Here is an 8167-nt window from a genome sequence, read left to right on the forward strand (position 1 = left end):
AATTGCAGATCCCCAAAATCGGTGAAATCAACTCACAAAATCAGTGAAATCCTAAATAACTAAAAATGCTCCTCAATCCCCAACGCAAACAATGCAAAATCATACTTCACCGGGTCAATAGGGTCAAATTCTCTTAGTCGTTCGGTGAGTTCAACGGCGGTTTGCCAGTCGGTTTGTTTGCGGGTGATGAGGTTGAGTTTACGTGCCACCCGGTCGACGTGCAGGTCGCAGGGAATAATGAGTTCTGCCGGTTTGATGTGGTTCCAGATGCCGAAATCAACGCCGCAATCGTCCTTCCGTACCATCCAGCGTAAAAACATATTCAGCCGCTTGCAGGTTGATTTTTGTGAAGGTGACGAGATGTGCTTTTTGGTACGATGAGGGAAATCAGGCAGGGAAAAGAAGTACGAACGGAAGTAATTAAGCGATTGTTCAACCGCAAGCTCCCCCTTTAGGGGGCTGGGGGGCATGAATGCAGATTCCAGTGATTCATACTTTGAATAATGGTGCCTGAAAAACGAAATAAAATAGAGCGTATCGGTATCATTAAACGTTCGGTGCTTAAATTGCAGCAGCTTTTTAAGGTCGGCTTCTTCGTGATTCATGATGAAATCATAGGGCGCGCCGTCCATCAGTTTAATTAATTCGTGGCACTTATTGATGATGGTTACCCGCTGCCCCCAGGCCAATACTGCAGCCCACAGCCCCATGATCTCGATATCCTGTTGTTTGGTGAACAAGTGCGGGATGGAGACGGGATCATTGGGAATAAAAGCAGGTTGATTGTATTGGGATGCTTTAGCGTCAAGAAATGCCTTAATTCCGTCGCCGTCCAAAATAGAAAGAAACTTGGCGTTTGGGGTAACTAAATCCATTAATAGATGAGTTGAGAGCCGGAATTAATCATATTTACGACCTCTTCAAATGTTTCTGCTATCGGAATTGGTTCATCGTAAAGTTTAAAAATCCCCTTTTCGTTTCTTTTAAACCCAATCGCGTGACTTGCGATTAAATAGTCGCTGAAGCCAATAAACTCCTTGTCGCCCCATCTGTTATATTCTTCAATGATTGTTTCTAATGACCAGAAAGTAAACATGTGGTGCTCCATATCAAAGCTTCTAAATCCATCTATCACGAGATAAAACTTTCTAAAATCTTCCGGGAACTTAAAATTCAAAATTGTTTCTGTCTTTTCGATTTCATCATTGGTTGCAGGTGGATTTAATTTAACTCCCTCCGGTTTCCATTTTTCATTAACTTTTTGAATCCAGCTGGCCATTTCTAAACAGTTATACTTTTTGTTCCCACTTAGGGGGTCAGGGGGCCTAATGCCTGTTTCAAATCCTCCAACAAATCCTCCACATCCTCCACTCCGACGCTTAAACGCAATAGGTTATCTACCACGCCTACTTTTTCACGCTCTTCCTTTGGGATAGAGCCGTGCGTCATGCTGACGGGGTGGTTGATCAGCGACTCAACGCCCCCTAATGATTCGGCAAGTGCAAATACTTTAAATGACGAGGCGATGCGGTATGTTTCCTTTAAATCAGCATCTTTAAGGGTAATAGAGATCATCCCGCCAAAATCACGCATTTGTTTTTTTGCAATTTCGTGGTTAGGGTGATCTGTAAAGCCCGGCCAATAGATCTTATCTACTTTGGGGTGAGTTTTCAAATATTCAGCAATGATCCGGCCATTTTCACAATGGGCCTTCATGCGAAGGTGCAGCGTTTTGATACCGCGAAGCACTAAAAAGCTGTCCATAGGGCCCGGCGTTGCACCGCAGGCATTGTAGATAAACCACAGCCTTTTGTACAGATCCTCGTCATTCAGCATTAAGGCACCCATTACCACGTCGCTGTGGCCGCCGATGTATTTGGTCACCGAGTGCATTACAATATCGGCGCCTAAATCAATCGGGTTTTGCAGGTATGGCGAAGCGAAGGTATTATCAACCGCCAAAAGGATATTTTTCTCTTTACTGATCTTTGCGATAGCTTCAATATCCACAATTTGCATGGTAGGATTGGTCGGCGTTTCTATCCAGATCAGTTTGGTATGCTCATTGGTATATTCCCTGATAATCTCCGGGTCAGAAAGGTTCAGAAAATGAAATTTGATGCCGTAATTGGCAAATATTTTGGTAAAGATCCGGTACGAGCCGCCGTAAAGGTCGTTGCCGGTGATCACTTCGTCGCCCGGTTGCAGCAGTTTCATCACCGCGTCTGTAGCACCCATGCCGCTCGAAAAAGCTAGCCCATATTTTGCATTTTCCAGCGCAGCCAGGCAGTTTTCCAACGCATGGCGTGTTGGGTTTGTCCCGCGCGAATATTCGTACCCCTTATTATCTCCCGGCGATTTTTGCCAGTAGGTTGAAGTCTGGTAGATCGGTGTCATCACCGCCCCGGTTGTTGGATCGGGCTCCTGCCCTGCGTGTATAGCTTTTGTTGCGAATTTCATGGTTGGTTCATAGTTCATGGTTCATAGTTCATGGTTTTTTGAGCCATCTTTCTATAAACCTGTAATCTAATTAGTAAGCTCGCGCAAATATTACTCTTTGTGAGGATGGTTTTCCCGTTAAAATACATTTCCCTTCTTCCAGCTTATTATCCAAAGGTATGCATCTTATGGTCGCCTTAGTTTCATCTTTTATCTGCTGTTCGGTTTCGGGCGATCCATCCCAATGGGCCGATAAAAAGCCTGGCTGTTCATCCAGCATGCGTTTAAATTCATCATAGGTATCCACCTCGGTAGTGTTTTCAGTTTTAAATTTCAAAGCTTTCTGGTAGATGTTTTGTTGAATTTCTTCCAGCAATGCCTCAATTTTAGCAGACAAACCCTCCTGATTTACCGTTTCCTTGGTTTTGGTATCGCGGCGGGCCAGTTCAACCGTCCCGTTTTGCATATCGCGGCTACCAATAGCAACGCGCAATGGTACGCCTTTTAACTCATACTCTGCAAATTTTGCGCCGGGGCGATGGGTGTCCCTTTTATCAAATTTAACGGAGATATTTTTTGCTTTCAGTTCCGCTGTCAAGCCTTTTACGTAAGCTGCAATATTCTCCAGTTCTTCTTCATGCTTATAGATAGGCACTACAACCACCTGTATTGGCGCTAGTTTGGGTGGCAATACCAGCCCGGCATCATCAGAGTGCGCCATAATCAACGCGCCGATGAGCCTGGTGGATACCCCCCACGAAGTTGCCCAAACGTAATCAAGTTTATTCTCTCTGTTAGTGAACTTAACATCAAATGCTTTGGCAAAATTCTGCCCTAAAAAGTGGGATGTGCCAGCCTGCAGGGCTTTTCCGTCCTGCATCAATGCTTCTATGCAGTAAGTATCCAAAGCGCCTGCAAAACGCTCATTTGCGGTCTTTTTGCCGCGGATTACCGGCAATGCCAGCCAGTTTTCCACAAAATCGGCATACACATTCAGCATTTGCTCCGTTTCAACGATGGCTTCATCTGCGGTGGCATGGGCAGTGTGGCCCTCCTGCCATAAAAACTCAGTGGTGCGTAAAAACAAACGGGTGCGCATTTCCCAGCGCACTACGTTGGCCCATTGGTTAACTAATATAGGCAGGTCGCGGTAGGACTGGATCCAGCCCTTGTAGGTATTCCAGATAATGGTTTCAGATGTAGGCCTAACGATCAGTTCCTCTTCCAGTTTGGCATCAGGGTCAACGATGATGTTGCCTTCACCATCATTTTTTAGGCGATAATGGGTTACAACGGCACATTCTTTGGCAAAACCATCAACATGGCTGGCTTCTTTTGAAAAGAAAGATTTTGGTATAAATAACGGGAAATAAGCATTCACATGCCCTGTTTCCTTAAACATTACATCCAACACGGCCTGCATCTTTTCCCAAATGGAATAGCCGTACGGTTTAATGATCATACATCCCTTAACCGGCGAATATTCGGCCATATCAGCCTTGATCACCAGGTCGTTATACCATTGTGAATAGTCTTCTTCTTTACTTACGACGCCTTTGCTCATATAATAATAATTGCTGTTTTTTGATACCAGCCGCCAAATTTATACATTTAGGCTGTAAGGAGTGTAACTATGTCTGCTAAATTTAAATTAATGTGCTGGTTCTTGCTTGGTGCCTGCCTGGCGAGAACGAGCGCTCAAACCACCAAGCCGCCAATTACGTCCCCGCGGCTATTGTTAATTGGCTCGTATTTTTCTGGTAATTTTGACGGAAAAGTAGAACGGGGGTACGAAGTGCTTCGCGCCTTTATCGTCAATTATTCCCATGATACTTTGAGGTTTTGGGGTACAAAATGCCGCCCAACTGAATTTTTTACTTTAACAAGTAATGATTACATGCATTTAACCGATGAGGAATGCAATAACTCAGAATTTGAACAAATGGTTATACCGCCTCACAGATCATTGCTGATTCCTATAAAGATGGTGGTAAATACGCAACCTCACGAAATTATTCGATTAAAAGTCAGCATGAAATTTTATAAGTGGTTCACATCAGAAAATTTTAAGGACGAAAGAAAATATCACAGGCCGGAAATATTGACCGATACAATAACACTGAATTATAATAAGGATGGTAATCCCTTTTATAGGAAATCAGATTGGGAAGAACTGGAACGAAAAGAAAAATTAAATCTCCCGACAACGAAACTTTATTTACTTATGGCCTAATAAAGAAGAAGTTATATAGTTACCGCTGATGTAACTAAAATAACCAAAGCAGATGAAGGTGAATACGCCTATACTAAAGAAAAGGTTTTCCAAATACCGGTTACAGTTCATAACTATAGCGATAAGACATTGAGATACTATTCCATGAGCTGTTCATGGCAGGAGTTTTATCATATTGACAATAAAAATTTGGAGGTTATTGAGCCGCCTTGTGACAATAACTGTCCAAAAGAAGTTATAATTCCTGCCCATTCGTCCCGCACTGATATCGTGCCCTTTACTTACATAAAAAGCCAAAAAATTGCGGAACGTTTTCGAGTCGGGCTCAATATTAATAAAAATGTAGAAGAGGACGTGTTTGGAGGCTATGATGATGAATTAAGGATATACAACGTTGTTTGGAGCAATGAAGTAACATTCGTTAGCAAATAATAGATGTCGTCGCACTGATCAGTTGTCGCTTACGGTCCATAATTCACATCTTTGCAAATTATGCTTCTAAACTCTCTAATCAGCGAACAATTTAACGGCGTTATTTGGCGGATGGAAATTGATGAGCTGAGCGATACTCTTTTTTTGGAGATCCGTGATGATGAAGAACGAAAAGTTAGTTTCGCGGCGGTAAACTTATCCACTGGTAAGGTATTATTTAAAGATCTTATAACGCCTGAAAAGTGGCTCACCGGCATTGAAGCTGCATTTGACGGCGTTTTACTATTGCATTTTTATCAATCAGAAAGCGGGCCGGCACATAAAGGATTGTTGGCGATTGAGGCAGGCTCGGCTAAAACATTGTGGAGCAATTACACCTATACGTTTGATCATTTAACCGAAAACGGTCCGGTTGTTTATGATGTGAGGATACACCCGCGTAAGTATTTTCATCTTCATATCAAAAGCGGTGCAACGGAACGCGTTTACGAGCCGTCTGTTTATAAAGACTTGCAAAATAGTGTGGTGTTACCGCATACAATTTCGCCAGATGATTTACCTGTCAAATTAATTCCGGTACATCCGTTCGGAAATACCCTGCATTATCTTGAATACAATAATTTCAGAATTGTATCTTTGCACACGCTAAAGGGAGGGGAATTAAATCAGGTGCTTTTGGTATTTGACGAGACCGTAACTGGCAGCAATAAGATAGTTTATGAAGATTTATTAAACGCCGGCATACAAAAGTTGCAACCAGAGGCGTTTATTATCCATAAAAACAAGTTAATATATATCAAAAACAAGTGCGAACTTAAGGTCTTACCCCTATAAAATATTGATTCAATTTTAATTATGAAATTTAAGCTTTTATTGATCACCGCTTTCTCTTTAATCATTTCTACGTCCCTTTTTGCCAAACCATTAATAGATTCTGTTGGCGTAAAAAACAACGATGGCAAGAAGATGATTCTTTTTAAAGTTAAAGCAAAAGATACGTACTACTCTATCGGCAAGCGTTACGGCATTAAACCCGAGGCCCTGATGAAGTTTAACGGCAAAAAGAAAGCCGTTTTATCAATTGGGACAATTATTGAAATTCCTACAGAAATCCCGTTTAAGAAAACGAATAAAACGAAGGAAACTGCAGACGCCCCGAAAAAGGAAACAAAAAAAGAAAAGAAAGCAAGGCTGGCTATGGAGGCCAAAGAGGCCCGCGAGGAAAAGAAGCATAAACATTCCGCTGAAAGCAATACCGATGAAACTCCATCTGCTGTAGTTGAACAACCTGCAAGCCCTGAGCGTGTAGTACAACAGCCGGTGCAGGCCGCGGCTCAAAAGCCATTTCAGCAAGCCGCTCCGCAAAACAATACGCCTCCCATCCAATATAAAGTTTCTGCAGGCGAAACGCTTTATGGCATTGGTAAACGGTTCAATACTACAGTTGATGACATCACCAAACTAAATAATTTAACATCTACTAACCTTGCACCCGGCCAGGTGCTATTGGTACATTCTGGTACCCAATCAACACCGCCGCCGCCACCACCGGTAATGAACAGGGATACGCAGGTAGCCAAACGTGATTCAACTAGTGTGGTGCAGGTGAACCAGGATAGCCTTAATAACGACCGTCACTTAAATGCAAACCGCTACGGCTTATTCGAAAAGAATGAAAAAGGTGTGGCCACATGGATGGATGACCCCGGACTCGACCCAAATAAAAAACTCGTTCTGCACCGCACCGCGCCAATAGGCACCGTAATAAAATTGACCAACCCGATGACCAACCGTACCACTTTTGCAAAAGTGGTTGGCCGTTTTACTGATAATGAGTCGACAAAAGATGTGATCATCGTGATGACCAAAAGCGTAGCGGATGCCCTGGGTGCATTGGACAAACGTTTTCATGTAGATATCAGCTACGGCAGCCCGAATGAATAACCCGTTTATTATAGGGATTGCCGGTGGCAGCGGCTCGGGCAAAACCTTTTTTTTAAAGTGTTTCCTGGAGCATTTTACCGAATCGGAAGTTTGCCTTGTTTCGCAGGATGATTATTATATTCCCGTGGCTCATAACATGACCAAAGAGGAGAATATGCGCTATAATTTCGATCTGCCTTCCACAATCGATCACGAACATTTTGAGGATGACATCAACCGGCTGATCAATGGCGAAACGATTGTAAAAAAAGAATATACTTTTAATAATCCGGATGTTGAACCCAGGATGCTGGAAATAAATCCGGCGCCGATAATGATCATCGAGGGCCTGTTTATCCTTCATTTCAGGAAAATAGCATCATCACTTAACTTAAAGATCTTTATTGAAGCCGATAATGATATTGCCCTTGGCCGCCGCATAAAACGCGACCGTGTTGAACGCGGTTATTCGTATGACGATGTAATGTACCGGTGGGTAAACCACGTTGTACCGGCCTATAATGAGTATTTATTGCCGTATAAGGATGAATGTCACCAGGTGATCACCAATAATTCGCATGAGGCGAAAGATATTATTTGTGTAACGGAAGCTATTTCGAAGGAATTGCGAAAAACGGTATTAATTTGAAGATTTGAAAATGTGCCAATTTGAAAATTAAAGACAAAACCCATATTCAAATTTTCAAATTAACAAATCTTCAAATCAAAATACCATTTCCGGTATTTCCCCTTCAATTATCAATTTACCGGCAGTAGCCGCTTTTATATGGTCTACGCTTACGCCGGGCGCACGCTCAAGCAGTTTAAAACCACCTCCAGGCAATACATCCAGCACCGCCAGTTCTGTCACAATCTTTTTAACACATTTTACGCCCGTCAGCGGCAGGGTACATGCTGGCAACAGCTTTGACTCGCCTGCCTTGTTTACGTGCTGCATGGCCACGATAATGTTGTCTGCTGAGGCCACCAGGTCCATCGCCCCTCCCATTCCCTTTACCATTTTTCCAGGAATCTTCCAGTTGGCGATATCGCCGTTTTCAGATACCTCCATTGCACCCAATATGGTAAGGTTTACTTTTTTTGCCCTGATCATCCCAAAGCTCATTGCCGAATCAAAAA

9 protein-coding genes are annotated in these 8167 nt (G+C 42.9%); 4 read left to right on the top strand and 5 right to left on the bottom strand.

Annotated features, from left to right (window positions below):
• Positions 1-59: 59 nt before the first annotated feature.
• The 4 genes from QZY09_RS04185 to proS all read right to left on the bottom strand — a co-directional run bounded on the left by QZY09_RS04185 (position 60) and on the right by proS (position 4003).
• On the bottom strand, positions 60-875 hold the full coding sequence (locus tag QZY09_RS04185; RefSeq protein WP_295668520.1) for a TIGR02757 family protein: 816 nt from the start codon (positions 873-875) through the stop codon (positions 60-62).
• On the bottom strand, positions 875-1279 hold the full coding sequence (locus QZY09_RS04190) for an SMI1/KNR4 family protein (RefSeq protein ID WP_295668523.1): 405 nt from the start codon (positions 1277-1279) through the stop codon (positions 875-877). Before QZY09_RS04190 ends, QZY09_RS04185 begins: the two co-directional genes overlap by 1 nt.
• 29 nt (positions 1280-1308) lie before the next feature.
• Positions 1309-2460, bottom strand: coding sequence for a cystathionine gamma-synthase (locus QZY09_RS04195; protein WP_295668543.1), 1152 nt, complete (start codon positions 2458-2460; stop codon positions 1309-1311).
• Positions 2461-2530: 70 nt separating this feature from the next.
• The gene (gene proS / locus QZY09_RS04200; protein WP_295668525.1) at positions 2531-4003 is read right to left on the bottom strand and encodes a proline--tRNA ligase; all 1473 of its coding nucleotides are present in this window, start codon (positions 4001-4003) and stop codon (positions 2531-2533) included.
• A gap of 69 nt (positions 4004-4072) precedes the next feature.
• Here proS and QZY09_RS04205 point away from each other — a divergent pair, with 69 nt between their 5' ends.
• The 4 genes from QZY09_RS04205 to QZY09_RS04220 all read left to right on the top strand — a co-directional run bounded on the left by QZY09_RS04205 (position 4073) and on the right by QZY09_RS04220 (position 7676).
• A complete protein-coding gene (locus QZY09_RS04205) occupies positions 4073-4672 on the top strand; it encodes a hypothetical protein (RefSeq protein WP_295668528.1) in 600 nt (199 codons plus the stop codon).
• A 492-nt stretch (positions 4673-5164) separates the two neighbouring features.
• A complete protein-coding gene (locus QZY09_RS04210; RefSeq protein ID WP_295668531.1) occupies positions 5165-5938 on the top strand; it encodes a DUF4905 domain-containing protein in 774 nt (257 codons plus the stop codon).
• Positions 5939-5959: 21 nt separating this feature from the next.
• Positions 5960-7048, top strand: a complete 1089-nt coding sequence (locus tag QZY09_RS04215; protein WP_295668534.1) for a LysM peptidoglycan-binding domain-containing protein — start codon at positions 5960-5962, stop codon at positions 7046-7048.
• The gene (locus QZY09_RS04220; RefSeq protein ID WP_295668538.1) at positions 7041-7676 is read left to right on the top strand and encodes a uridine kinase; all 636 of its coding nucleotides are present in this window, start codon (positions 7041-7043) and stop codon (positions 7674-7676) included. The genes QZY09_RS04215 and QZY09_RS04220 overlap by 8 nt, the downstream gene beginning before the upstream one ends.
• Positions 7677-7751: 75 nt before the next feature.
• On the opposite strand, the gene QZY09_RS04225 is transcribed toward QZY09_RS04220, so the two are convergent.
• On the bottom strand, positions 7752-8167 hold a 416-nt coding region (locus QZY09_RS04225; RefSeq protein WP_295668540.1), incomplete at its 5' end, for a CoA-transferase.

Origin of the sequence: uncultured Mucilaginibacter sp., assembly GCF_903913935.1 — a bacterium.
GTDB lineage: Bacteria > Bacteroidota > Bacteroidia > Sphingobacteriales > Sphingobacteriaceae > Mucilaginibacter.